This window comes from Thioalkalivibrio nitratireducens DSM 14787 (genome assembly GCF_000321415.2).
Classification (GTDB): Bacteria; Pseudomonadota; Gammaproteobacteria; order Ectothiorhodospirales; family Ectothiorhodospiraceae; genus Thioalkalivibrio; species Thioalkalivibrio nitratireducens.
Map to the genome: position 1 here is coordinate 2,062,957 of NC_019902.2, position 21,957 is coordinate 2,084,913.

Here is a 21,957-nt window from a genome sequence, read left to right on the forward strand (position 1 = left end):
ACCCACCCTCCGCCATCTCCACCGGGAGGAAACACGCAGTCCCGCCCAGCCGGGCTGCCGGAGGGCTCCGGCAGGAAGCGTGCCGGCAGTATAGCAACGGCGACTACCCCGGGGTGGGCGATCCCGAACCACGGTCGCGGCATCGCGCGTACCGAACCGGCGGCGTTCCGGCCGCAGGCGCGGAGCCGCCGACAGCAAGTACCCCGCGGCGCGTCAAGCGTCAACGATCGATCGCGGCATCCAGCGCGCGGCGCAGTTCGGCATCCGTACGGGGCGCGCGCACCGAGGTCACCCGTGAGCCATCGGCAGCGAACACCACCAGGGTGCCATCGGCCGCGTCGTAGTCACGGGCAAAGGCCTGCCCTTCGGGACGCCCGAGATGCGCCACCAGGAACTCCATCCGATCCGCATATTCATGACGGACGCCGTTCATCAGGTCCATCACCTCGGCGCCGGCCACGAAACTGATGTCGCGCGCGACCACCGCGACGGGTTTCCCCTGCCCGATCAGCGACAGGTCGGTCGAGAACGCGCCACGCGGCAACTGCGTGAAGATCAGCGCCGCGGCCCCGACCAGTACCGCCACCGTGATCAGAACCTTCGCCCACCCCGGGACACCGGGGGCTGCCTTCGACTTCTGTTTCATGCCCGCTCCTCTCTCGTCACCGCCGGGCCACGCGCCCGGTGCGCCCGCGAGTTCTACGTGGCTCCGGGCCCGATTGCAAACACCGGGCAAACGTCCTCGTGTGGATCCCGCGACCCGCCCCGGGAATTCGACTATCTACGACGACCACCCGAACAGGCGCTGATTTTTTCGAACGATCACCCCCTATCGATCGCGCCTGGACTATATACAGCGGGGGTATGCAGCAGGGGGGTACTTCGGAAAGGGTAGATCGTCCACCCAAGAGACCGAGGCAAGCGACCAACAGGCCGCAGGCGCAAGGCGTCCAGCAATGATGGATGTCCCGCCGCGGTCTTTTTCGCGCGTCGAGACCGATCTGCAGCACCTCGAAATGCAGCATCCCACGCAGGCCTGGATTGGCGACTCATGCCAGGCATCGAAGATTCGATAACAACGCAAGTAGAAAGGCAAAAACGACACCAACAGGAGAAGATCATGAAACAAGGCGTGCTGTTGTTCGCAGCGAGCCTCGTGCTGGGCTGGGCCGGAATATCCCACGCCCTCCCCGAGGGCGACGTTGCGACCGGCGAGGAACTCGCCAACCAATATTGCGCGGCGTGTCACGGCGCCGGCGGCGTCGGCATGGCGCTCAACCCGCCGCTGGCGGGAATGTCGGAGGAAACCTTCGTCCGCACGATGCGCATGTTCAAGGCGGGAGAGCGCGAGAGTGCGACGATGGGAGTGCTCAGCGCGAACATGACCGACGAGCAGTTCGTGCACCTGGCGGCGTACTACGCCAGCCTCGAGCCCGTGGCCGCGGAACTGCACATCGAGGGTCCGCTTCACCACATATCGGCAAGCGTCTGTCAGGGCTGCCACGAAGACATCTACGAGCAGTGGTCGGGCTCGATGCACGCAAAGAGCACCGCGCTGCGGGACCCGATCCATGAGCTGCTCTACCGGCAGGAAGTCGGCGATCCGCGCGAGGAAGGGCAGGTGCATCAGCGCTCGCAGCGCTTTCCGGTCTGCCTGCAGTGCCACGCGCCCAACGCCGCGGCCGACAAGGTCACGAAACTCGACGCTAAGGACGCCTATGCCGAGGGCGTGAACTGCGTCGCCTGCCACCAGATCTCGGGCTACAAGGGCGTACGCCAGCCCGAAGGTGGGCTGCGGCTCGGGATCCTGGCCTACGAGACGTCGGATCAGCTTCAGGCGGCGACCGGCTTCCCGTTCGACAAGCTCCAGGAGCCGGGAAACAGCAGCAATCCGCATCTGCCGACCGGTACCCTCGACGCCTTCGGACAGGCCGTTCCCGCGGCGCTGCCGCTGGACGCGAACCCGCGCATGCTGCGCAGCTCGGAACTCTGCCTCGGCTGCCATCACCTGCGGCCCAACCCGCAGGGCGTGCCGCTGTGTGCCACCGGCGACGAGATCGAGGCCAGCGGCGCGCAGGTAACCTGCCAGTCCTGCCACATGCCGGTCGCCGATGGTTTCGCCAACCACAGCATGGGAGGCGGACATGACCCGGCGATGCTGGCGCGCGCGGTGGTGCTGACGGTCGACGTACAGCCGAATGGCGATGGCGTGCGTGCCGACGTCGTGATGCAGAACCAGCTGCCGCACAAGATGCCGACCGGGGCGCCGTTCCGGAACATCCAGGTCCGCGTGACCGCGCTCGACGCCACGGGCAACGTGCTGTGGCAGAACTTCGAGACGCACGCCCAGGAAGAGGCGCCGGAGGCCTACCTCTTCTACCAGCTGGCCGATGACGAGGGCAAGGCGGCAATGCCGCCGGTGGCTACTCAGGTCGGACGGGATTCGCGCCTCGAACCGCACGAGCGGCGCGTAATCAGCTATGACATCCCGGTGCAGCCGGCCGTCGTGCGCGCGGAAATGCTGTACAACCTGGTGTTCGAGGGCATGAAGCCCCGGATCATGGAACTCACGGACGACGAGGAACTGCTGGAGTCCCGCCGTATGGCCTTCTACGAGGCCCGGCTCTAGCTCTGCGGCAACCTGGCGCGCGTTCCGCGCCAGCAACCGCTATTGGGGGGCCGGCAACGGCCCCCTTCCTGCTTCTGGAGAAGGAACGAAAACCGGCCGTCCCGGTCTACCCATCTTGATTCCACGGCAGGATCTGAGACACTAGCCGCCGAATTCGTGGCCGTACCTGTCCCCCCAAGTACCGCCCCGGCGCCTGATCGGGCACAATGCGGGCGCTTTCAGATGCATGACCAGACCCCAGGGGCCGCGTGACTGCTGAACTGAACTCCATGGCCGACAGGACTTTCCGGGCCGTCGATCTCGCGGCCGAACGCGGGGATCGCCGCCTGTTCGAGCATCTGAACTTCACGCTTTCGCCGGGGCAATTGCTGCAGGTCTCGGGGCGCAATGGCAGCGGCAAGACCAGCCTGCTTCGTATCCTGAGCGGCCTCTCGCGCCCTGCGGAAGGCCAGGTTTTCTGGGGCGAGGAGCCGATCCAGTCCGTGGACGGCGGGACCGGTTCCTGCCTGGGCTATCTGGGGCACCTGAATGCGCTGAAGGACGACCTCTCCGCGACCGAGAACATCACCAGCGCTGGCCGCATCGGGGGCAGCGCCACCGACCCCGATGCCGCGCTCGGGATGCTGGAACGCATCGGGCTCGCCGGATACGAGGATCTGCCGGCCCGGTTCCTCTCCCAGGGCCAGAAGCGGCGGGTGGCGCTGGCCCGACTGTTGCTGCAGCGGCGCCCGCTGTGGATCCTGGACGAACCCTACGCCGCGCTCGATGTCCAGGTGATCGAGGTGCTGCGCGCGTCGATCGAGTCCCATCTCACGCGGAGCGGGATGATCATCATCACCACCCATCAGGCTGTCGACATCGACGGCGACTGTCACAACCTGCATCTCGGTTAAGCCGATGTTCCGATCCGTGTTCGCCCTGCTGCGGCGCGACCTGACCCTGGCGCTGCGCCGTCCGCAGGACGCGCTGACCGTGGTCGGTTTTTTCGTGGTCGTGGTCGCGCTGTTCCCGCTGGGCGTCGGGCCGGATCCCGAGTTCCTGCGCACGCTCGCGCCCGGTGTGCTCTGGGTCGCGGCGCTGCTGGCCACGATGCTGTCGTTGGAACGTCTGTTCTCGGATGACTATCGCGACGGCACCCTGGAACAGCTGCTGCTCGTCCCGGAGCCGCTGGGCCTGCTGGTCCTGACCAAGACCGCCGGGCACTGGCTGATCACCGGGTTGCCCCTGGTCCTGATCTCGCCGCTGCTCGCAGTGCAGCTGAACCTCGGGGCCGAGGAGATCCTGATCCTGATGCTGGCCCTGCTGCTGGGCACGCCGATCCTGAGCCTGATCGGCGCGATCGGGGCCGCGCTTACGCTGGGGCTGCGCGGCGGCGGCGTGCTGATCGCGCTGCTGATTCTGCCGCTGTACGTGCCGCCGCTGATCCTCGGATCGGGCGCGGTCGACGCGGTGATGCACGGCGCAAGCGCACAGGCGCATCTGTCGCTGCTCGGCGCATTGCTCGCCTTTGCCCTGTTCGCAACGCCCTGGGCGACCGCCGCGGCGCTGCGCATCATGCTCGACTGACGGAGGTACCGACGTGTCGGAAAGGGGTATCCAGTGGTTCCGGTTCACGGCGCCGGCGAATTTCTACGATCTGGCGGGGCGGATGATTCCGTGGTTTGCCGGGCTGACGGTGATTCTGTTCGTGATCGGGCTGTACCTGGGGCTGGTGGTGGCGCCGCCGGATTACCAGCAGGGGGACAGTTACCGGATCATTTACATTCACGTGCCGGCGGCGTGGATGTCGATGTTTCTGTACGTATTGATGGCCGTGTATGCCGGGATCGGGCTGGTGTGGCGGATCAAGATGGCGGAGGTGATGGCGAAGGCGATTGCGCCGACGGGGGCACTGTTCACGTTCCTGGCGTTGTGGACCGGGGCGTTGTGGGGGCGGCCGACCTGGGGGGTGTACTGGGTTTGGGATGCGCGCCTGACGTCGGAACTTATTCTGCTGTTTCTGTATCTGGGCTACATGGCGTTGCACGCGGCGATCGACGATCGGCAGCGGGCGGCGAACGCGAGTGCGGTGTTGGCGCTGGTGGGTGTGGTGAACGTGCCGATCATTTATTTTTCGGTGCAGTGGTGGAACACCTTGCACCAGGGGGCGTCGATCACGGTGACCGAGGCGCCGACGATGGCGACGATCATGTTCGTGACCTTGCTGATCATGACGCTGGCATGCTGGATGTATTCGATTGCGGTGGTGCTGGCGCGGGCGCGGATCGAGGTGCTCGAGCGCGAGCGCCGGGCGCGCTGGGTACGGGAACGGCTGGAGGGTGAGACATGATGGAGTTTCTGGCGATGGGCGGGTATGCGCCCTATGTCTGGGGCTCGTATTTGGTGATGGCTGGGCTGTTACTGGTGGAGTTGGTGCAGTTGCGCTATCGCCGGCGCAGTCTGATGGGCTGGCTCAAGCGCATGGCCCGGTTGAACGAGCAGGAGGGTACGCGATGAAGACGCGACAGAAGCGGTTGTTGCTGGTGGCCGGCGGGCTGGCGAGCCTGGCGGTGGTGGCGGGGCTGGTGCTCAACGCCTTTCGGGACAATCTGGTGTTTTTCTACACGCCGTCGGACATCGTCGCCGACATCGTGCCGATGGAGCGGACGTTCCGGATTGGCGGGCTGGTCGAGGACGGCAGCGTGCAGCGGGCCGAGGACGGGGTGACGGTGCATTTCCGGGTGACCGACACCGCGGTGGCGGTGCCGGTGGTGTATCACGGCATCCTGCCGAACCTGTTCCGCGAGGGCCAGGGCGTGGTCGCGGTGGGCAGTCTGCAGGACGGCGGGGTGTTCAAGGCCAGCCAGGTGATGGCGCGCCACGACGAAACCTACATGCCGCCGGAGGCGGCGGAGGCGATCGAGCGCGCGCAGCGCGAGCAGGCGCGCACGGTCGGTGCGGCCGACGCTGCGGTGGGCGGCCATCCCGGCGGCACGCCCGGCGGCTATTCCGGCGGTTATTCCGGGGGGTACTGAGGCATGATTGCCGAGCTTGGACTGTTTGCGCTGATCCTGGCGCTGCTGTTGGCGATCGCCCAGGGCACGCTGCCGCTGATCGGCGCCGCACGCGGCGACGTCGCGCTGATGGCGGTGGGGCGCAGCGCCGCGTTCGGGCAGCTGTTCTTCGTCGCGCTGGCGTACGCGGCGCTGACCTGGGCCTTTGTCACCGACGACTTCTCGCTGCGCTATGTCGCGACCCACTCCAACTCGCTGCTGCCGACCCAGTACAAGATCTCCGGGGTCTGGGGCGGACACGAGGGCTCGCTGCTGCTGTGGGTGTTGATCCTGAGCCTGTGGAGCGCGGCGGTCGCGACCTTCAGCCGCAGCCTGCCGCGCGAGGTGCTGGCGCGGGTGCTGGGCGTGATGGGCCTGGTCGCGATCGGCTTCATCGGCTTCACCTTGTTCACCTCGAGCCCGTTCGAGCGCCTGCTGCCGGCGGCGATGGAAGGGCGCGATCTCAACCCGATGCTGCAGGACCCGGGGCTGATCTTCCACCCGCCGATGCTGTACATGGGCTATGTCGGCTTCTCGGTCGCGTTCGCGTTCGCGATCGCCGCGCTGATCGGCGGCCGGCTCGATGCGGCCTGGGCGCGCTGGTCGCGGCCCTGGACCGCGGTCGCCTGGGCGTTTCTGACGCTCGGCATCGCGCTCGGGAGTTGGTGGGCGTACTACGTGCTCGGCTGGGGCGGCTGGTGGTTCTGGGATCCGGTCGAGAACGCGTCGTTCCTGCCCTGGCTGATGGGTACCGCGCTGCTGCATTCGCTGGCGGTGACCGAGAAGCGCGGCGGGTTCAAGAACTGGACCGTGATGCTCGCGATCCTGACCTTCTCGCTGGTGCTGCTGGGCGCGCTCCTGGTGCGTTCCGGGGTGCTGACCTCGGTGCACGCGTTCGCGGTCGACCCCGACCGCGGGCTGTACCTGCTCGGCTTCATGGCGTGGTCGTCGCCGGCTCGCTGACGCTGTTCGCCTGGCGCGCGGGCAAGGTCGGTCTCGGCGGCAGCTTCGGGCTGGTCTCGCGCGAGTCGGCGCTGCTGACCAACAACGTGCTGCTGGCGGTGTCCGCAGCGGCGGTGCTGCTGGGCACGCTGTACCCCTTGTTCCTCGACGCGTTCGGTCTGGGCAAGATCTCGGTCGGCCCGCCGTACTTCGAGGCGGTGTTCCTGCCGTTGATGCTGCCGCTGTTGCTGCTGCTCGGGTTCGGCCCGCGGCTGCGCTGGAAGCAGGACAGCCCGACCGAGCAGCTGTGGCGGCTGCGCTGGATCCTCGGGTTCAGCCTGGTGTTCGGGATGCTCTGGCCGCTGGCGGTCGGCAGCTGGTCGCTGCTTGCCGGAATGGGCACCTTCCTCGGGCTGTGGATCATCGGCTCGGCACTGAAGGACCTGGTCGAGCGCCTGCGCCGGCGCCCGGGCAGCACGCAGGGCTTCGGCACCCGGGTCAAGCGGCTCGGGCGCAGCTACGCCGGCATGCAGATCGCGCACATCGGCGTCGCACTGCTGGTGATCGGCGTCACCTTCGTGCTCGGCTACGACGACGAGCGCGACGTGCGCATGGCGGTGGGCGAGACGGTCGAGGTCGGCGGCTACGCGTTCCGGCTCGATGCGCTGGAACACATCGACGGGCCGAACTACAGCGCCGAACAGGCGACGGTCGCGGTGTACCGCGACGACGGCCGGCGCCTGGCGACGCTGCGCCCGCAGATGCGCGACTACTTCAGCCAGGACATGCCGATGGCACACACCTCGCTGCACCGGGGGCTGTTCCGGGACCTGTACGTGAACATGGGAGAGCCGCTGGGCGGGGATGCCTGGGTGATGCGCGTCTATACAAGCCGTACATGAACTGGATCTGGACCGGCGCGGTGCTGATGGGCCTGGGCGGCTTCCTGGCCGCCACCGACCGCCGCTACCGCGTGCGCGTGCGCCGCGAGGAGGATCTGCCCGACGACGACACCGACACCGCCGCCAGGCCCAGCACGGCAGCGACGGGTTGAACGGTGCCCTGCTGGTCGCGTCTACACCATGATCCGTGCCCCGCCTTCGCGGGTGCACGGGAATCGCAGAACCACGCTGACCGACATATTCGGGCAGGGTGGCCTGAGGAGGACTTGCAGAAATGAAACTCCGCTTTGTGCTCCCGCTGGTCGCGTTCTTCGCGCTGGTGGGGCTGCTGTGGGTGGGATTGAGCCTGGATCCCCGGGCCCTGCCCTCTCCGCTGATCGGCCGCGAGGCCCCCCAGTTCGATCTGCCGGAACTGCGGGATCCCGAGACTCGATTCTCCAGCGAGCAGATGCTCGGCACGCCGGCATTGCTGAACGTCTGGGCTTCGTGGTGCGTGACCTGCCGCCAGGAACATCCGATGCTCGCGGAACTGCGGCGCGCCGGGGTGCCGGTCTACGGGCTGAACTACAAGGACACGCGTTCGGATGCGCTGCGCTTCCTCACGCAGTTCGGCGACCCCTACGACGCGATCGGCTTCGATGAAAGCGGTCTCGTCGGGATCGACTGGGGCGTGTACGCGACTCCCGAGACCTTCCTGATGGACCGCAACGGAATGATCCGCTTCAAGCATATCGGGATGATCACGCCCGACGTCATTCAGAACGAAATCCTTCCCCTTTATCGAAAACTGGAGGCCGAGTCATGACTGCGCGCCATTGGATCCCTGCGCTGCTGTGCCTCGGGGCTCTTGCCCTGGCCACGCCCACGCACCTCGCCGCGGGCCCAACCGCACCGCCGTCGGAACCGCTGGTATTCGAGACCCCTGAACAGGAGGCCCGCTACCAGAAACTGGTACGCGAGCTGCGCTGTACCGTCTGCCAGAACCAGAACCTGATCGAGTCGAACGCGCCACTGGCCTCCGACCTGAGACGGCAGATCTCGCTGATGGTCAAGGACGGCGCCGAGACCGGCGAGGTCGTCGACTACATGGTCGCGCGTTACGGTGATTTCGTGCTGTTCCGCCCACCGGTGAATCGCACCACCTACCTGCTCTGGTACGGACCCGTGATTCTGCTGGTGCTGGGCCTGTCCGTGCTCGGCCTGGTGCTGTGGCGGCGCAAGAGCCGGGTTACTTCTGCCCCGCTCTCTGCCGACGAGGAGGAGCGTCTGCGACGCCTGCTCGACGAGGATCGTGGAGGGCAGGCATGACGCTGTTCTGGTCCATGGCGGCCGTGCTCACGGCCGTGTCCCTGCTGTTCCTGTTCGTGCCCATGCTGCGCGCCCGTTCCCCTCGGAACGAAGCGGTTTCGACCGAAGGCATGGCAGCAGCAGTCGACGTATACCACGCACAACTCGCCGAGCTCGAAGCGGACCGGGAAGCCGGTGCGATCTCCGAAGCGCAGTACACGACCGCCCGGCTCGACCTCCAGCGCAGTCTGCTGGAAATGAGTGAGGACCGCGAAACGGCGGGCTCGCAGCGACTCCAGGGATCCTGGCGCTGGCCAAGCGGCATCGTCAGCCTGGTCGCGGTGCCGGTACTGGCGGTGTTGATCTACCAGGCCTACGGCAGCGGGCCCGCCGGACTCGATCCACAGGCCAGCGCTCCGCAACAGACGGCGGGAACCGAGCCCGGCGGCATGGACGGCAGCATCGAGGCTGCCGTGCAGGCGCTGAGCGCGCGACTGGAAGCCAACCCCGAGGATCCCGACGGCTGGGCACTCCTCGGGCGCTCGCTGCTGTTCCTCGAACAGCCGAGGGCGGCCGCCGGCGCGTATGCCCAGGCGATTCGCCACGGCGGCAACCAGGATCCGGAGATCCTGACCACCTATGCCGACCTGCTCGGCTCGCTGGATGGGGGTGATCTCTCCGCACGCGCGAAGCCATTCATCGAACAGGCCCTGGCCATCGAGCCGGACCACGTGAACGGCCTGTGGCTTGCCGGTCTCGCGGCGTTCCGATCCTCGGACTACCCGCAAGCCCAGGATTACTGGGAACGGCTGGCTTCCCAGTTCGAACCGGGATCCGAGGAGGCTCGAATCATCCGCAGCAATCTCGACGAGGTGGAAGAGCGGATGCGCAACGGCGCAACGGCGGAAGACTCCCCCGTCAGCGCCGGAAACTGACGGCAGCCACGGCCCCTGCCCGCCCGCGGGATAGTCATCCCGCGGGCACCACTACGATCGGGCAGCGCGCGTGGTGAAGGATTTGCTGGCTGACCGAACCGAGCAGCAGTCCCTGGAAGCCGCCGCGGCCGCGTGAACCGACGACCAGCAGGTCGGCATCACTGGCGGCATCCAGGAGCGCCTTCGCGGCCCCGTGCCCCTCCCCGACCAGTACCTCCTGCGACAGATCCACCTCCGGCCCGCCAGCCTGCTCCACCGTCTCCTGAAGGAGGCGCCCGGCCTCCTCGTGGAGCTGTTCGACCGGCGGGGCCATCAGCGATGCCCATTCGGGCTCGACGTAACGGCGATCGAGCACGAACACCGCGCGAACCTCCGTTCCCCGCAACACACCCTCCTCCCGCGCCCAGCGCAGTGCCCGCCGGGCACCGTCCGAGCCATCCACACCCACGACAATGCCTGCCATCCCAGCTCTCCTGTTGTGATCATCTTGCGCCGAATCTCTCCCACAATCGTAGATCACCGCACGGCGGCAGCCTTGCCTCCGACCATCGGTAGGCGGGCTCTCCCGAGACCCGCGCGGCTGGCATTCGTCCCACCGGGTATCTACCATTGGAACCTATACTTCCGGTTGATCCGATCCCGTGCTCGACGACGGCTTGCACCGCGCGGGCAGTCGGATCGTGTTCGGCGCTGTGTGAACGACAGACTTCGCGTTTTCCCAGGACGGACACGCCATCGACCGGAGGCCATCCGCAACGCGTCCCCGGGCGCAGGCTCAACCGGGGCCGCAAGGTCTGCAATCCGTAGCCAGCACTGAGGAGCATCGCGCCATGCCCGTCCAGCCGAAGAAGACCCGACGCCGCGGCCTGTGGGGCTGGCCGCGAACGCGATGGCTGCTCGGGATCCCGCTCGGAGGCTTTCTGGCGTTCCTGGTCGGTGCAGCAACGATGGTCGGCTCGAGCGTGGCGATCGAGGCCACCAGCACCGACGCCTTCTGTGCCACCGCCTGTCACTCGCACGAAGAGTTCATCTACCCCGAGTGGAAGGAATCGGTCCACTATTCCAACCCCAGCGGCATGCGTGCCGGCTGTGCCGACTGCCACATCCCGAAGCAGTACCCCGACAAGCTGATCGTGAAGACCACGGCGGGGATCCGCGACGGCTACCACGAGTTCGTGCTGCGCTCGATCAGTACGCGCGAGCGTTTCGAGGCCCGGCGCGGCGAGATGGCCGAACGCGTCTGGGAGCGGATGCGGGCCAACGACTCGCAGGCCTGCCGCAACTGCCACCACGTCGACTCGTTCAGCGGTCAGAGCGCCCGGGCCGAACGGATGCACCAACGGATGGAAACTACCGACAACACCTGCATTGACTGCCATGAGGGCGTGGCTCACCTCCACCCTGCCGATGCCGCACGAAAATACGCGACGAACGACTGAGTATCGCGACAGCGCGGGCGCTGAATGCCCCGTGCAGGGCACCTCAGGGGCCCGCCCGCGGCCGCGCCGCCCCGTCCGGTGGTCTCGACCGCGTGCTCCGCTGTAAGCTCGTGCCATGAACGACACCGTCATCCTCCAGGACTATGCGCGGATTTTTCTCGAGGGCATTCCGCTGCTGGACGTGCGCTCGCCCGGAGAATTCCGGCAGGGCGCGTTCCCCACGGCCGACAACCAGCCGCTGCTGGACGACGCGGAGCGTCACGCAGTCGGCCTCTGCTACAAGGAGCGCGGGGAGCAGGCAGCAATCGAACTCGGACATCGCCTGGTGTCCGGGCAAAAGCGCGAGCGACGCATCGAGTCCTGGCTGGACTGGCACGCGCGCCACCCCGACGGGCGGGTCTACTGTTTCCGTGGTGGCCTGCGGTCCGCCACGGTGCAGCGGTGGCTGGCGGAGGCCGGGCAGCCGCTGCCGAGGCTCGGTGGGGGCTACAAGGCGATGCGCAGGTTCCTGCTGGAAAGCCTCGCACGGACCCTGCCGGGGATCCCGATCTGGACGCTCGCCGGACGCACAGGCTGCGGGAAGACGCGGGTAATCGCGGCCATGGAACAGGCTGTCGATCTGGAAGGCCATGCGCGGCACCGGGGTTCGGCCTTCGGCCGGCGCCCCGGAGGCCAGCCGACCCAGATCGATTTCGAGAACGCCATCGCAATCGAATTCCTGCGTTTGCACGCCCGCCAAGCGACCGGCGGGGTCCGGCCGGTCGTGCTGGAGGACGAAAGCAAGCTGATCGGCCATCGTCTGATTCCCCCGGTACTGTTTGCCCGGATGCAGACAGCCCCGCGCGTGCTGATCGAAGAACCGATGTCCAGCCGGATACAGGTCACGCTGGAAGACTATATCGTCGATCCGCTGGGCGAGTATTCCCGTTTCTACGGACCCGAACAGGCGCTCGACCGGCTCGGTGCCGAACTGCTTGCCGCCCTCGACCGGATCCGCAACCGGCTCGGGGGCCAGCGGCACTCGACGCTGAACACCGCGCTTAGACAAGCGCTCGACGAACATCGCCGCACCGGCTCCGCCGAGGTGCATCGGGACTGGATCGGCCGCCTCCTCCACGAGTACTACGATCCGCAATACGACCACGCGTTGCGGCGCAAACCCGGGGCCGCGCCGGTTTTCGTCGGCCGCCGTTATGAGATCCTCGAGTTTCTGCAGGAGCGTACCGCGTCGCCGATCCCTGCCGATCCGAAGGCGGCCTTCGGCTGAGCCGACCCGTGATGCGCCGAACCCTGCTGCCAGTCACCTTCGTGTTGCTGGCTTGGGCATTCTGGGCAAGTCCGCATCTGAGCGATGTCGCCGCCGGCGTTGCCCTCTTCCTGTTCGGCATGATCGCGCTCGAGACCGGTTTCAAGACCTTCACCGGCGGCACGCTCGAGTCGGCACTGCGCCATTCGACCGACCGCCTGTGGAAGAGTATCGGCTTCGGCATCGTGACCACCACGGTAATGCAGTCCAGCACACTGGTTTCGCTGGTCACGATCTCGTTTGTCAGCGCCGAGATGATCAGCCTCGCCGCAGGCATCGGCGTGATCATGGGTGCGAACCTCGGCACCACCACCGGGGCCTGGCTGATCGCCGGTTTCGGCCTGCGGGTCGACATCGCCGCCTATGCGGCGCCGATGCTGGTGTTCGGCGTCATCCTGCTGCTGAACCGGGACCGCATCCTGAAGGGGATCGGCTACCTGTTCCTCGGCGTCGGTTTCCTGTTCCTTGGCATCCATTTCATGAAGGAGGGCTTCGAAGCCTTCCAGGAAGGCTTCGACCTTGCCGCCTACGCGGTTCCGGGACTCGCCGGCGTACTGCTATTCACCGCCATCGGCATGCTGATGACCGTCGTGATGCAGTCCAGCCACGCGACGTTGCTGGTGACCATCGCCGCGCTGGCAGCCGGACAGGTCACCTACGATAATGCCCTGGCACTGGCGATTGGCGCGAACCTCGGTAGCGCGATCACCACTGCGGCCGGGGGCATGGCCGCCAACCTCGGCGGTCGGCGCCTCGCGGTCGCCCACGTGCTGTTCAACGTGCTGACCGCGGCCATCGCGATCCTGCTCATCGAGCAGATGGCCTGGGCCGTGGAGCGGATCGCCGGCATGGTGGGCATTGCCAAGGACGACTACCTGCTGAAGCTGGCGCTGTTCCATACCCTGTTCAACCTGCTCGGCGTCGCGATTCTGGCCCCCTTCGTGCGCATGCTGGAACGCGAACTGATTCGGCGCGTGCGTTTCGCACCGCGTCCGGCCGAACAGCCCCGTTACCTCTATGAGGATGCGCTGAAGACACCCGCAACCGCGGTAACCGCGGTACGCCGGGAGGTCGGGCACCTGCTAGACAATGCCCACGGGCTGATCGCCCATGGACTCAGCCTGCGCCGTGCGGTCATCGACTCCGAGCGGTCCCTGACGGAGGCGGTCCGGAATACCCGCAGGATCATGCCGCTGGACGTGGACGACGCCTACGAACAGAAGATCAAGAGCCTGCACAGCGCCATCGTCGCCTTCATCGCGGATGTGCAGCAGCGGCGCGAGCTGTCGGAACACTGGGTCCGGCGGCTTTACGCGCTGCAGCAGGCCAGCCGCGACATCGTCGAGGCGGTGAAGGCCATGAAGCATCTGCACAAGAACCTAGCGCGCTATGGCACCGCATTCGACCCGATGGTGAGACGGCATTATGATGCGCTGCGCCTGCAGCTTGCCAGGCTCCTGCGGGAAATTGGGCAGTTACGAAACCAGGAGCCCGGGGCCGTCACCAGCCTGTCACTCGATTCGCTCAAACTCTCGCTTGAAACATCGCACCGCAGCCTGATGGAAAAGATCAACCAGGCGATTCGCGACCACCACCTGTCGGCGCATATCGCCACCTCGCTGATGAATGACGAGGCCTACGCCTATACGATTGCCGAAAACCTGATTGATGCCGCCCACGCACTGCTGCTCAGCGACGAACCGGCCGACCATCTGGCCGACGAACGTCTGGCACTGGACCGGCAGGAAATCGAGCGCATGGCCAGCGGTGCCGCGGAACGTCCACATCCCGGGGAACACGCCGATGAAGACCCGAAAGCTTCTTGAACGCCTCGGTCATTTCCTGGACAAGGATTGGGCCGAACAGCGTGCGGAACTGGAGTCAATCCAGGAGGTATTACAGAAACTCGAGGAAAAGGAGACGCGGCTGCGCGCGAAGCTCGAGGCACACCCCGACCCGGACGAACGCCAGGAAATCCAGGCGAAACTCGAGGTCGTCCACGCCCAGCGCCAGAAGGGCCTCGACCGGGTTCGGCAACTGCGTGCCCACCAACGGGGCAAAGCTCCTGACCCCAAGGTGACCGAGCGACGGGCGACGGGAAAGGCAGATTGATTCGGCATCGCGAGGCCTCTTGAGAAACAAATTTCCAGACTCCAGTAAAATCAGTGGGTTACCACAGCACCAACGTGCCGTGCCGCAGTCCCGTTTCTCCGCGAACGCCTTCCCCGGCCCGGGGTTGGGAAGCTGATTATCACGAAACCTCCTCAGCCAGTGCGATACCTCTCCGCGTCGGTCGTCATTGCGAGCGAAGCGCGGCACTGATGCGCGCAGCGCATTGAACAGCCGAAGGCTGGCCCGCAGGGTGAGCGCAGCGAATAATCCAGACGGCGCGGGGGGGGACCATCGCCCTCTGGATCGCCACGTCGCTTCGCTCCTCGCGATGACGCTGGTTTCGAAGATGGCCCAGTCCAGCTTGCGGAGCTTCCGTGATAATCAGGTCGCGAGGAGCGAAGCCTTTAGCTACGAGCGCGGCGTGACGGGACGTGGCGATCGATACGCTACTGATGTCTCGTGTGCCGCTTGGATTACTCGCTGCGTCCGGCCTGCGGGCCAGCCTGCGGCGGGGCATCGCGGCAGGCGCGGTACGGGTTCGGGGTAACCCCCGCTTGCCGGGCTTCGGTGTCGCACCACGGGGAATGGAGCGGGTCACCCGTGGCCAGACGGGTAAACACAGGTTCCCTGAACTACCCCAACCGCGCTGCCAGCACGACCCGTCACCCGGACAGCGGCCGATCAGCAGATGCGGGGGAGTTGTTCGCCGGAGATCCAATCGACGTTGCGGCGCCCGCCGAAGCTCGTTTGCATCTGCACGAACGCGTGTTCGTCGGCCACCACCTCGCCGATAATCGCAGCATCCTGGCCGAGCGGGTGGGCACGCATCGCAGCAAGCAGCCGCTCGGCCGATTCCGGCGGGCAGACCGCAACCACCTTGCCCTCGTTGGCGACATAGAGCGGGTCGAGCCCCAGCAGTTCGCAGGCGGCATCGACCTCTTCGCGTACCGGGATATCGTCCTCGCGGATCGTCATCCCCACGCCCGACTGCCGTGCGATCTCGTTCAGCGTCGCCGCGAGCCCGCCGCGAGTCGGGTCGCGCAGGCAGTGGATACCCGGCGCGGCCGCAATCATCGCCGCGATCAGCTCGTGCAGTGCGGCCGAGTCGGACTGGATGCTGGTGCTGAAGCTCAGGTTCTCGCGCAGCGACATGATCGCGACGCCGTGGTCGCCGAGGAAGCCGCTGACGAGAATTCTGTCGCCGGGACGCGCACGGTCCCCGGAGATCTCGATGCCGTCCGGCACCACACCGACGCCGGTGGTGTTGATGAACACGCCGTCGCCCTTTCCGCGCTCGACGACCTTGGTGTCGCCGGTGACGATCGGCACACCCGCCGCCTTCGCGGCCGCCGCCATCGAGTCGACGATGCGCTTCAGATCGGCGAGCGGGAAGCCCTCCTCCAGGATGAAGCCGGCGGAGAGCCACAGCGGGCGCGCGCCGCTGGTCGCAACATCATTGATCGTACCGTGCACCGACAGGCTGCCAATGTCGCCGCCCCGGAAAAACAGCGGCGCGACCACGTGGCTGTCGGTCGCCATCACGATCCGGCCCTCGGGCCGGGTCAGCAGTGCCTGGTCGTTCGCCTGGCGCAGCCAGGGGTTGTCGAACGCCAACTGGAACAACTCGTCGATCAGCTGCGCCATCGCGCGACCGCCGCCGCCGTGCGCCATCTCGACCTTGCCGTGCTTCAGGTCCAGCGGGCGAATGTAGCCCCGCTTCACCGTCTTCGGGTTCGCGCTCACGACGCCTCGGCGACCGCGGTTATCTTCGTGAACTGTCCGTAGGTGTAGTACGCCGCGCAGGCGCCTTCGGCCGAGACCATGCACGAGCCGAGCGGGTTGTCCGGGGTGCAGACGGTCCCGAAAACCTTGCATTCCTGCGGCTGCTTCAGTCCACGCAGGATCGCGCCGCACTCGCAGGCCTTGTGGTCCGGAACCGAGCGGTACGGCAGTTCGAAGCGGACCTCGGCGTCGAAATCGCGGTACGCGTCGCGGATGCGCAGCGCGCTGTACGGCACCTCGCCGAGCCCGCGCCACTCGAAGCGGTCGCGCAGCTCGAATATCTCGGCGACCAGCGCCTGCGCCTTCAGGTTGCCCTCGCGGGTCACCGCACGGCTGAACTGGTTCTCGACTTCGGCCCGGCCCTCGTTCAACTGGCGCACCAGCATCAGCACCGACTGCAGCACGTCCAGCGGCTCGAAGCCGGCGATCACCACCGGCTTCTGGAACTCCTCGGCGAAGAATTCGTAGGGCCGGCTGCCGATGATCGTCGAGACATGCGAAGGTCCGATGAAGCCGTCCAGCGGCACCGTGCCCAGCTCGCGCACCTCGGGCGACTCGAGGATGTTCTGGATCGCCGACGGCGTCAGCACGTGGTTCACGAAAACACTGAAGTTCTTCAGCCCCTCGGCGCGGGCCTGGCGCAAGGCCACCGCGGTCGGCGGCGTGGTGGTCTCGAAGCCGATCGCGAAGAACACGACCTCGCGATCGGGATTCTCGCGCGCGATCTTCAGCGCATCGGCGCTGGAGTAAACCATGCGGATGTCCGCACCCTCGGCCTTCGCACGGAGCAGGCTCATGCGCCCCGATGCCGGCACCCGCAGCGGGTCGCCGTAGCTGCAGAGGATCGCACCGTGGTCGCGCGCCAGCTCGATCGCGCTGTCGATGCGCCCGACCGGCAATACACAGACCGGGCAACCGGGGCCGTGGATGAACCGTACCTCCGGCGGCAGCAGGTCGCGCAGACCGTAGCGCGAGATCGCGTGCGTGTGGCCGCCGCAGAACTCCATCAGGTGGTAGCGGCGTTCAGGCTGGACTTCGGCGGCGATGGTCCTCGCGAGATTGCGGGCGACCTTGCCGTCGCGGAACTCGTCGACGTATTTCACGCCGCGGCTCCCGGCTCGACACCCATCTCGCGCAGCATCGCGAGCGTGCGCTGCGCCTCCGTCTCGTCGAGACGGTTGATCGCGAAACCGACATGCAGGATCACGTAGTCGCCCTCAGCCACGCCATCGACCAGACTCACGTCGACTTCCTTGCGCACGCCGCCGACATCGACCAGGGCCTGTTCGGCCTCCAGCAGTTCAACCACCTTCACGGGGATCGCTAGACACATGTGCCGATTCTCGGTTCTCCCCGCGTGCAGCGCAAGATACCGCGGCCCGGCCGCGGACCGAGCACGGCGAGGAGCCATGCCGCGTCGATGGAACATTCGGGTGAAATGCGCTCCGAACTGACGATCGTGCTGCACGTGGGCTCCTTGGCGATCCCGAAACCGGCAGGGGACAGGCCGGCGGGAGACTCGCGCGCAGGCCTTGCCGCACAACAGAGCGGCGCGTCTACCCCGTCACATGTTGCTGCTCAAACCCGTACGACCCGCGATTTCGCTTCCTGCCCTCCCCCGATAAACTGTGCGATACCCTGGATCCTGAGGATGATACCGTGCCCCAGATCGATATCGACGAACTCACCGAAGCGGAACTGATCAACCTGAACCACCGGATCGTCGAGCGTCTGAAGTTCCTCCAACAGATGCGCGCCCACGGCGCGATGATGAAATTCAACATCGGGCAACGGGTCATGTTCGACCCACCCGGGCGCCCCCGGGTGACGGGCCTGCTGGTCAAGTACAACAAGAAAACGGTGACCGTGGTCACCGACGAGGGGGAACGCTGGAACGTACCTCCCGACCTCCTCCGTCTGGCGCAGGCCAAGGACATCACCCCCGCCAGCGGCAATATCGTGCCGATCAAGTAGCCGGCCTCCCGCCTTGCGATTACAGTTCGCCGCCGAACGACGACGTCCTCACCCGCGAACGTGCTGGAAGTCGGGCCTCGATGATCGCGCGGGCGTCGCGATGGTGGCCGGGATCGCAGAGCAGGCGGATATCCCACGCGCCTCCACGGACAAGGATTTCGCGCGAACGGTCATCGAACAGCACCTCGCGGATCTCGCGCCACCGGGTTGAGGGAAGCCATGCGGCCCATTGCCCCCCTTTCCAGGTGAACAGGAACACGATCCGAACCAGCCGCGACATCCTCCGGTCCAGCTTCCTCTGGCCTACCGAGGGCCGGATATGAACCCCTTTCGTGTCCAGTACGAACGTCACATCCCGACCACGCAGCATGCCCTTGATCAGCAGCCAGAGCACCAGAAACCCCAGCCAGGTGACGGCCAGCAGAATCAGCGCCGGACCCGCCCCTCCAAGCCCACCTTTCTCCGTCTGGTCGATTCCCAGGAACAGTAGGAAGACCGCCATCACGGTGTTCAGCGCAAGCGAGATCGGTCGTCCCGGGCCGCCCTCGCGCATCGGCGCAAACCAAGGCAGCGTGCCGTTCCAGCTGAGCAGCACCGCGGATGGAGGCACCCGGCGGCGCCTGGCGGACTGCATGCGTTTACCGCTCATCGCCCATCGACCTCACGCCTGCCAGGTCCAAGGCACGCCGTACACGAGCAGCGTCGTGAGGAGGGTCAAACCCAGCACAACGTACTGCCAGTTCGACCAGGCAGTGATGAAAATCCCGCCCGATAAACGGGCCACGGATGCCTGACTGATGCAGGAACAGCGCGAGAGCGGTGTAGCCGGAATTGCGATCGGGTCCGGATCGGATGAAGGAGACTTTTTCTCTGCTCCCGTGCATAACTCGGGTTAAGCCGCCCCCTATCGTGCGTTCATCGCGATCCACGCCTGGCCGAGGCTGAGACCCCCGTCGTTGGCAGGCGCGAGGCGCGGGAGGTGGACATGGACGTCCACGGCGGTCAATCGCCGTTCGAGTTCGGTCATCAGGACCTGGTTCAGCACGCAGCCCCCGCTGAAGACGAGGTGGCGAATGCCGGTGGCCTCGGCGACCGGGCCGATCCAGCCGGCCAGCGCGGCAGCGAGCGTGGCATGGAACACGGCGGCCGCGTACGCCTGGCGGGCGCATCGATCTCGAGTAAACGAAAGCGGCGGCGAGCACCCGTGTTCGGTGGCAGCGTCGTTTGAAGTGCGGAAGCTGGTTCCCGTATTTCCGGATGTCGGGACCTGTACTCCGGTGGGACGCAGCGGCGCGCCGCCTGGCTGCCCAACGTCCGCCAGCCAGGCGAGCAGCGGCAGCAGGTTCAGGCTGTGGTCGGCCTCGATATGCCAGCCATCCGCAACTGGCTCGGCATGGCCGTACCATTCGGCGAGGCCCTCCAGCAACATCGCGGCCTGGCCCTCGAAGCGCTGAACGGGCTTGAGGCCGAGCAGGCCGGCGGCGGCGTCGAAATGGCGGCCGAGGCTGGTGCTCAGCGGGCTGTGGATGCCGCGCTCCAGCACTTCGGCGAGTTGGACCGCCAGCGGCTGTTCGGGGAAGCGCGCGGCGACCTCCCCTCCCCGGCCCAGCGCGTGCAGCGCGGCGGCGGCCATGCGCCAGGGCTCGCGCGCGGCGCGGTCGCCGCCGGGGAGCGCGAGCGGTGCGAGGTGGCCGAGACGTTCGAAATCCGCACCGTCCAGGCGCAGCAGCTCCCCACCCCAGGGGGTCCCGTCGCTGCCCAGACCGACACCGTCCATCGCGATGCCGAGTACCGGGCCCTCGAGTCCGTGCTCGGCCTGTACCGCCGCGAGATGGGCATGGTGGTGCTGCACGCGGATCAGCGGGACATCGAGTTCTGCCGCCATCGCGGCCGCAAGCTGACTGCTGTAGAAATCCGGGTGCTGATCGCAGGCGATGCGTTCGGGCCGGATCTCGAGGATGCCGAGCAGGTGCCGCGCGCTGTCGTCCAGCGAACGGCAGGTCGCGGCGTTGTCGAGGTCGCCGATGTGCGGGGACAGGAAGGCCTGGTCATCGCGGGTCACGCAGAGGGTGTTCTTCAGCCAGGCACCCAATGCCAGTACCGAGGGACCACTGTGTGGCAGGCGGATCGCGTTCGGCGTGTAGCCGCGCGCGCGGCGCAGGAAGGCCGCGCCGCCGGCGCCGACGCGGATCACCGAGTCGTCGCAGCGAACGAGGATGTCGCGGTCGTGCACCAGCAGCGCGTCGGCGATGCCAGCCAGACGCTGCACGGCTTCAGCGTTATCGGTCACCAGCGGTTCACCGCCAGGGTTGGCCGAGGTGCAGACCAGCAGCCAAGGGTCGACATCCTCCGCCTCGAGCCAGGCAGTGCCGACGGGGCGTCCCGCGGCCTCGTGGAACAGCAGGTAGTGCAGCGGCGTGTACGCGAGCATCGCCCCCAGCCAGGCAAGCCCAGGGGCAACGCCGGGAAGCGTCTCGTCGCATTCCCGCGCCTTGCGCAGCAGCACGATCGGGCGGTCGCGGGAGCGCAGCAACTGTTCTTCCGCGTCGCCGATTTCCACCAGGCCGTCCAGTGCGCGCAGGTCCGCTGCCATCACCGCGAGCGGCTTCTCCTCACGGTGTTTACGTGCACGCAGACGGGCGACACTGTCGGCGTTGCGCGCATCGCAGAGCAGATGGAAACCACCCAGGCCCTTCACTGCCAGGATCTCGCCCGCTTTCAGCCGACGCACGGTTTCGGCAAGCGGATCGGCAGCGGCGATCGGCGCACCGTCCGGCTTCAGCAGCGTGAGGCGCGGACCACAGTCCGGACAGGCGTTCGGCTGCGCGTGAAAGCGGCGGTGAGCCGGGTCGTCGTACTCGTGCTGGCAGGGCGGGCACTGGGAGAACGCCGCCATGCTGGTGTTCGGGCGGTCGTAGGGGAGCGCTCGAGTCAGCGTGTAGCGGGGACCGCAGTGGGTGCAGTTGATGAACGGGTAGCGGTAGCGCCGGTCGTTCGGGTCGAAAAGCTCTTCCAGGCAGGCCGCACAGACCGCGGCGTCCGGAGTGATCCCGGTGCGTACCGCGCCGGCGCGGCTGGGGGCGATCCGGAACGCGGGTTCGCCATCCGGCGGTTCCGGCGCACGCTCGGTCGTCTCGACCGCGTCCACGCGGGCCAGCGGCGGTGCCTCGGCGGCAATGCGGCGCAGGAAGTCCGCGACGGCCTGCGGGTCGCCCTGGATTTCGAGATCGACACCGGCCGCGTCGTTCAGGACCCATCCGGTCAGGCCGAGTTCGACGGCAAGGCCGTAGACGTAGGGGCGGAACCCGACGCCCTGCACCTGGCCGCGCACGCGGACATGGCGGCGGATGGGGTCAGTCCTAATGATCATGGCGCGGGCAGCCACTCCGGACCACAAGGCACGCGTATGGCGGAAGCGCCCGAAAGCCGTCATCCGCCGACGAGTACCGCGGCTGTCGCACGCTCCTGGTTCTTGCCAACGCCGCATGGCCGATGACGGCCTTCGGCCTCTTCCGTCGCCGGGACGCTTCTTTCACGCTAACTCTCATGCCCTCGGCCGCGAGGCACACCGAAGGATGAAAACGGGCCACGCAAGCACACGGAAATAGAGCAAGACA

At 66.9% G+C, this 21,957-nt stretch carries 21 protein-coding genes and 1 pseudogene; 15 read left to right on the forward strand and 7 right to left on the reverse strand.

Going from position 1 to position 21,957, the window contains the following annotated elements; all coding sequences use genetic code 11:
- Positions 1-220 precede the first annotated feature (220 nt).
- A complete protein-coding gene (locus TVNIR_RS09510; RefSeq protein WP_015258806.1) occupies positions 221-646 on the reverse strand; it encodes a hypothetical protein in 426 nt (141 codons plus the stop codon).
- A 474-nt stretch (positions 647-1,120) separates the two neighbouring features.
- Between TVNIR_RS09510 and TVNIR_RS09515 the strand changes: the two genes are divergently transcribed.
- The 10 genes and pseudogenes from TVNIR_RS09515 to ccmI all read left to right on the forward strand — a co-directional run bounded on the left by TVNIR_RS09515 (position 1,121) and on the right by ccmI (position 9,727).
- Positions 1,121-2,629, forward strand: a complete 1,509-nt coding sequence (locus tag TVNIR_RS09515; protein WP_015258808.1) for a multiheme c-type cytochrome — start codon at positions 1,121-1,123, stop codon at positions 2,627-2,629.
- 248 nt (positions 2,630-2,877) lie between these two features.
- Positions 2,878-3,522 carry a cytochrome c biogenesis heme-transporting ATPase CcmA gene (gene ccmA, locus TVNIR_RS09520; protein ID WP_418081011.1) on the forward strand — a complete coding sequence of 215 codons (645 nt, stop codon included), beginning with the start codon at positions 2,878-2,880 and terminating at the stop codon, positions 3,520-3,522.
- 4 nt (positions 3,523-3,526) lie between these two features.
- On the forward strand, positions 3,527-4,195 hold the full coding sequence (gene ccmB / locus TVNIR_RS09525; protein ID WP_015258810.1) for a heme exporter protein CcmB: 669 nt from the start codon (positions 3,527-3,529) through the stop codon (positions 4,193-4,195).
- Between the two features lie 13 nt (positions 4,196-4,208).
- Positions 4,209-4,958, forward strand: coding sequence for a heme ABC transporter permease (locus tag TVNIR_RS09530; protein WP_015258811.1), 750 nt, complete (start codon positions 4,209-4,211; stop codon positions 4,956-4,958).
- Positions 4,955-5,125: a heme exporter protein CcmD gene (ccmD, locus tag TVNIR_RS09535; RefSeq protein WP_015257132.1), complete on the forward strand. Its 171-nt coding sequence runs from the start codon at positions 4,955-4,957 to the stop codon at positions 5,123-5,125. Before TVNIR_RS09530 ends, ccmD begins: the two co-directional genes overlap by 4 nt.
- Complete coding sequence (gene ccmE, locus TVNIR_RS09540; protein ID WP_015257133.1) at positions 5,122-5,643, forward strand: cytochrome c maturation protein CcmE; 522 nt, start codon at positions 5,122-5,124, stop codon at positions 5,641-5,643. The genes ccmD and ccmE overlap by 4 nt, the downstream gene beginning before the upstream one ends.
- A 3-nt stretch (positions 5,644-5,646) precedes the next feature.
- Positions 5,647-7,657 (forward strand): annotated as a pseudogene (locus TVNIR_RS09545) (heme lyase CcmF/NrfE family subunit).
- A 122-nt stretch (positions 7,658-7,779) separates the two neighbouring features.
- Positions 7,780-8,310 (forward strand): DsbE family thiol:disulfide interchange protein, encoded by a 531-nt coding sequence (locus tag TVNIR_RS09550; RefSeq protein WP_015258814.1) that lies wholly within the window; start codon positions 7,780-7,782, stop codon positions 8,308-8,310.
- On the forward strand, positions 8,307-8,813 hold the full coding sequence (locus TVNIR_RS09555) for a cytochrome c-type biogenesis protein (RefSeq protein ID WP_015258815.1): 507 nt from the start codon (positions 8,307-8,309) through the stop codon (positions 8,811-8,813). The genes TVNIR_RS09550 and TVNIR_RS09555 overlap by 4 nt, the downstream gene beginning before the upstream one ends.
- Positions 8,810-9,727, forward strand: coding sequence for a c-type cytochrome biogenesis protein CcmI (gene ccmI / locus TVNIR_RS09560; RefSeq protein ID WP_015258816.1), 918 nt, complete (start codon positions 8,810-8,812; stop codon positions 9,725-9,727). Before TVNIR_RS09555 ends, ccmI begins: the two co-directional genes overlap by 4 nt.
- A 34-nt stretch (positions 9,728-9,761) precedes the next feature.
- Here ccmI and TVNIR_RS09565 read toward each other — a convergent pair whose 3' ends face one another.
- Positions 9,762-10,190 carry a universal stress protein gene (locus TVNIR_RS09565; protein WP_015258817.1) on the reverse strand — a complete coding sequence of 143 codons (429 nt, stop codon included), beginning with the start codon at positions 10,188-10,190 and terminating at the stop codon, positions 9,762-9,764.
- Positions 10,191-10,557: 367 nt separating this feature from the next.
- Between TVNIR_RS09565 and TVNIR_RS09570 the strand changes: the two genes are divergently transcribed.
- The 4 genes from TVNIR_RS09570 (at position 10,558) to TVNIR_RS09585 (ending at position 14,584) form a co-directional block, all read left to right on the forward strand.
- Positions 10,558-11,166, forward strand: coding sequence for a NapC/NirT family cytochrome c (locus tag TVNIR_RS09570; protein WP_015258818.1), 609 nt, complete (start codon positions 10,558-10,560; stop codon positions 11,164-11,166).
- A gap of 115 nt (positions 11,167-11,281) precedes the next feature.
- The gene (mnmH, locus tag TVNIR_RS09575; RefSeq protein ID WP_015258819.1) at positions 11,282-12,433 is read left to right on the forward strand and encodes a tRNA 2-selenouridine(34) synthase MnmH; all 1,152 of its coding nucleotides are present in this window, start codon (positions 11,282-11,284) and stop codon (positions 12,431-12,433) included.
- Between the two features lie 11 nt (positions 12,434-12,444).
- Entirely contained in the window at positions 12,445-14,298 is a 1,854-nt protein-coding gene (locus tag TVNIR_RS09580) for a Na/Pi cotransporter family protein (RefSeq protein ID WP_043739569.1), read from the forward strand.
- Positions 14,276-14,584 (forward strand): hypothetical protein, encoded by a 309-nt coding sequence (locus TVNIR_RS09585; protein WP_015258821.1) that lies wholly within the window; start codon positions 14,276-14,278, stop codon positions 14,582-14,584. Before TVNIR_RS09580 ends, TVNIR_RS09585 begins: the two co-directional genes overlap by 23 nt.
- Before the next feature lie 681 nt (positions 14,585-15,265).
- On the opposite strand, the gene hypE is transcribed toward TVNIR_RS09585, so the two are convergent.
- The 3 genes from hypE to TVNIR_RS09600 are packed head-to-tail and all read right to left on the reverse strand — an operon-like array spanning position 15,266 to position 17,699.
- A complete protein-coding gene (hypE, locus tag TVNIR_RS09590; protein ID WP_015258822.1) occupies positions 15,266-16,327 on the reverse strand; it encodes a hydrogenase expression/formation protein HypE in 1,062 nt (353 codons plus the stop codon).
- Positions 16,324-17,469 carry a hydrogenase formation protein HypD gene (gene hypD, locus TVNIR_RS09595; protein ID WP_015258823.1) on the reverse strand — a complete coding sequence of 382 codons (1,146 nt, stop codon included), beginning with the start codon at positions 17,467-17,469 and terminating at the stop codon, positions 16,324-16,326. Before hypD ends, hypE begins: the two co-directional genes overlap by 4 nt.
- Positions 17,466-17,699: a HypC/HybG/HupF family hydrogenase formation chaperone gene (locus tag TVNIR_RS09600; protein ID WP_043739570.1), complete on the reverse strand. Its 234-nt coding sequence runs from the start codon at positions 17,697-17,699 to the stop codon at positions 17,466-17,468. Before TVNIR_RS09600 ends, hypD begins: the two co-directional genes overlap by 4 nt.
- Before the next feature lie 326 nt (positions 17,700-18,025).
- Here TVNIR_RS09600 and TVNIR_RS09605 point away from each other — a divergent pair, with 326 nt between their 5' ends.
- Positions 18,026-18,340, forward strand: coding sequence for a hypothetical protein (locus TVNIR_RS09605; protein ID WP_015258825.1), 315 nt, complete (start codon positions 18,026-18,028; stop codon positions 18,338-18,340).
- Positions 18,341-18,359: 19 nt separating this feature from the next.
- Here the strand turns inward: TVNIR_RS09605 and TVNIR_RS09610 are convergent, their stop codons facing one another.
- Together TVNIR_RS09610 and hypF are read right to left on the reverse strand one after the other, a co-directional pair.
- Complete coding sequence (locus tag TVNIR_RS09610) at positions 18,360-18,989, reverse strand: hypothetical protein (protein ID WP_157092249.1); 630 nt, start codon at positions 18,987-18,989, stop codon at positions 18,360-18,362.
- 255 nt (positions 18,990-19,244) lie between these two features.
- Complete coding sequence (hypF, locus tag TVNIR_RS09615; RefSeq protein ID WP_015258829.1) at positions 19,245-21,710, reverse strand: carbamoyltransferase HypF; 2,466 nt, start codon at positions 21,708-21,710, stop codon at positions 19,245-19,247.
- Between the last annotated feature and the right edge of the window lie 247 nt (positions 21,711-21,957).

Coding starts and splice junctions, on each gene's coding strand:
- TVNIR_RS09510 (WP_015258806.1), bottom strand. CDS start 646: ATGAAACAGAAGTCGAAGGCAGCCCCCGGTGTCCCGGGGTGGGCGAAG.
- TVNIR_RS09515 (WP_015258808.1), top strand. CDS start 1,121: ATGAAACAAGGCGTGCTGTTGTTCGCAGCGAGCCTCGTGCTGGGCTGG.
- ccmB (WP_015258810.1), top strand. CDS start 3,527: ATGTTCCGATCCGTGTTCGCCCTGCTGCGGCGCGACCTGACCCTGGCG.
- ccmD (WP_015257132.1), top strand. CDS start 4,955: ATGATGGAGTTTCTGGCGATGGGCGGGTATGCGCCCTATGTCTGGGGC.
- ccmE (WP_015257133.1), top strand. CDS start 5,122: ATGAAGACGCGACAGAAGCGGTTGTTGCTGGTGGCCGGCGGGCTGGCG.
- TVNIR_RS09550 (WP_015258814.1), top strand. CDS start 7,780: ATGAAACTCCGCTTTGTGCTCCCGCTGGTCGCGTTCTTCGCGCTGGTG.
- TVNIR_RS09555 (WP_015258815.1), top strand. CDS start 8,307: ATGACTGCGCGCCATTGGATCCCTGCGCTGCTGTGCCTCGGGGCTCTT.
- ccmI (WP_015258816.1), top strand. CDS start 8,810: ATGACGCTGTTCTGGTCCATGGCGGCCGTGCTCACGGCCGTGTCCCTG.
- TVNIR_RS09565 (WP_015258817.1), bottom strand. CDS start 10,190: ATGGCAGGCATTGTCGTGGGTGTGGATGGCTCGGACGGTGCCCGGCGG.
- TVNIR_RS09570 (WP_015258818.1), top strand. CDS start 10,558: ATGCCCGTCCAGCCGAAGAAGACCCGACGCCGCGGCCTGTGGGGCTGG.
- mnmH (WP_015258819.1), top strand. CDS start 11,282: ATGAACGACACCGTCATCCTCCAGGACTATGCGCGGATTTTTCTCGAG.
- TVNIR_RS09580 (WP_043739569.1), top strand. CDS start 12,445: ATGCGCCGAACCCTGCTGCCAGTCACCTTCGTGTTGCTGGCTTGGGCA.
- TVNIR_RS09585 (WP_015258821.1), top strand. CDS start 14,276: ATGAAGACCCGAAAGCTTCTTGAACGCCTCGGTCATTTCCTGGACAAG.
- TVNIR_RS09600 (WP_043739570.1), bottom strand. CDS start 17,699: ATGTGTCTAGCGATCCCCGTGAAGGTGGTTGAACTGCTGGAGGCCGAA.
- TVNIR_RS09610 (WP_157092249.1), bottom strand. CDS start 18,989: ATGAGCGGTAAACGCATGCAGTCCGCCAGGCGCCGCCGGGTGCCTCCA.
- hypF (WP_015258829.1), bottom strand. CDS start 21,710: ATGATCATTAGGACTGACCCCATCCGCCGCCATGTCCGCGTGCGCGGC.